This is a genomic window from Pseudanabaena sp. PCC 6802, assembly GCF_000332175.1.
GTDB lineage: Bacteria > Cyanobacteriota > Cyanobacteriia > Pseudanabaenales > Pseudanabaenaceae > PCC-6802.
Genome location: NZ_KB235915.1, coordinates 1,063 through 2,992, shown reverse-complemented (window position 1 = coordinate 2,992; position 1,930 = coordinate 1,063). Strand labels below are relative to the sequence as shown.

The 1,930-nt window shown below is 51.1% G+C and carries 2 protein-coding genes; both read left to right on the top strand.

What is annotated here, in order from left to right; genetic code table 11:
• Positions 1-383, top strand: a 383-nt coding sequence (locus PSE6802_RS35125; RefSeq protein ID WP_318655562.1) for a transposase family protein, incomplete at its 5' end; no start/stop codon positions are given.
• Between the two features lie 56 nt (positions 384-439).
• Positions 440-1,930: Ig-like domain-containing protein (locus PSE6802_RS30570; protein WP_225902752.1), on the top strand; the 1,491-nt coding region annotated here is incomplete at its 3' end.

Below are 1,930 nucleotides of genomic sequence, written 5' to 3'. Positions count from 1 at the left end.
GCTCTTACTGGGCAGATTATCTGTACGTTTTCGGCAAGGGGCGACGGCATGATTTCAAGCTGTTCAAAGCTTCTGGCATCCATTTTCCATCCTCAAACCGAGAGTTTGCAGGACAAGGGTTATCAAGGCATCCAGAAACTGCATCTCTACTGCCGCTTACCCCACAAGAACCGAAAGGTGGTCAGCTTACGCCTGAGCAGAAAGCGTTCAACCGCCAACTTGCGCGCCAACGGGTTGGCATTGAGCATGTTAATCGCCGCTTGAAGATCTTCCGCATCTTATCTGGACGCTATCGCAATCGTCGTCACCGCTTTGGTTTGCGTTGCAATCTAATTGCTGGTCTCTACAATTTTGAACGCTCTCAAGGCTCCTCAGTTGGCTAATTTGCAAGAGGTCTAATCTGATTCCGCCGACAGTGATTCCGGCTGAAACTGTGGTTGTGACCAGCTATAGCGATGTCAGGAGTCAGGAGTTAAATGCCAGGCTTCCAGCGGGGACACCAACAGTGACATTTAATCCCCAGCAAAGTCCGATAAATAATGCCAGTCAATGGAATGCGGTTTTCCCGCCTGGGGGGACGAGCACAGTGCCAACCGTAGTAAGGATCGCCTCTGGTGGGTTAAACATTCCCGCAAACGTGCAGCTCCGCAATTACGTCATCATCGTTGAGAATGGCAATATTAACTTTAACGGTGCCAACCATCTCCTCGATAACGTGGTGCTGGTTGCCAATAATGGCAGTATCAGTCTCAGCGGTGGAGAGAACAATACCAATATCTCGCTACTAGCTTCAGGCACGATTAACGTTAATAGTAAGGTGAAATTTACGGGCAAGACTCTGCTAGCTAATGGGAATGGGGGCATTACCTTTGGTGGTAATACGAGTACAAATGGCATAACCGATGCTTTGCGAGTCATTTCCCAAGGAAATATTGCGTTTAATGGTGCGGCTAACATACGTGGCGAGATCTTGAGTGCGGGTACGTTTACCAGCAACGGCAGGTTCGATTTGTTTGGCAGTGTGGGGGCAAAGCAGGACATCACATTTAATGGAGTCGCCACGGTGACGGATGTGGCTAGATTGCAGCTAAGTGCCGATCTGGTCAAAGATACTGCACCTAACAACAGTACCAATACCGACAAAATTACATCAGATCCCAGCGTACAGGGTACGGTGACGGGCGGCACTGCCACGGAGTTTAAAGCTGGGTTCGATAGCACGCCCGTGGCAAATTATGTCGATATTCTGCCGAGTTTGAGCAATGGTGCGTTTACGTTGACGCAGGCGCAGATCGACCAAATTGCGGGGGGCACTCTGAGCAATGGTCAGCATACGCTGAATCTGCTGGCAAAGGATAGCAGTGGCAGTCAAACCGTATTTGCGTTTACCTTCACGCTCGATAACCAGGCACCGACGGTGAGCTTGAACCTGGCAGCGGAATCCGATACGCCACCCGTGGGCGATCTGCGCACGACGAGCAGTACCGTTACGCTAGTAGGTACTACCGAGGCGAATACGAGCGTGAAGTTATTGCCAACGAATGCAGCCGCGACATCCAATAGTACGGGTGGATTTCAGTTCGATAATGTCGGTTTAGCCAATGGCACGAATAGTCTGACGGTAGAGGCGACGGATATTGCGGGGAATGTGGGCACGATCGCGCAGACAATTACGCGGGATTTGGGAAATACGATCGGGCAAAACTTTGACTTGACGGTGCGACCGGGGGGATATCTAGAAGTACCGCTGTCGGGGACTGATGCCAGTGGCAATCGCGTTACCTATCGGATGCAAAGCACGGGAAATCTACCCACGGGGAAGCTGGATGGCAATGGTAATTTGATTTTTACGCCCACACCCTCGGAGATTGGCACGTATCAGTTCGGTTTGATCGCCAGTAACGACACGCAGGAGATTCCGCAGACGGTG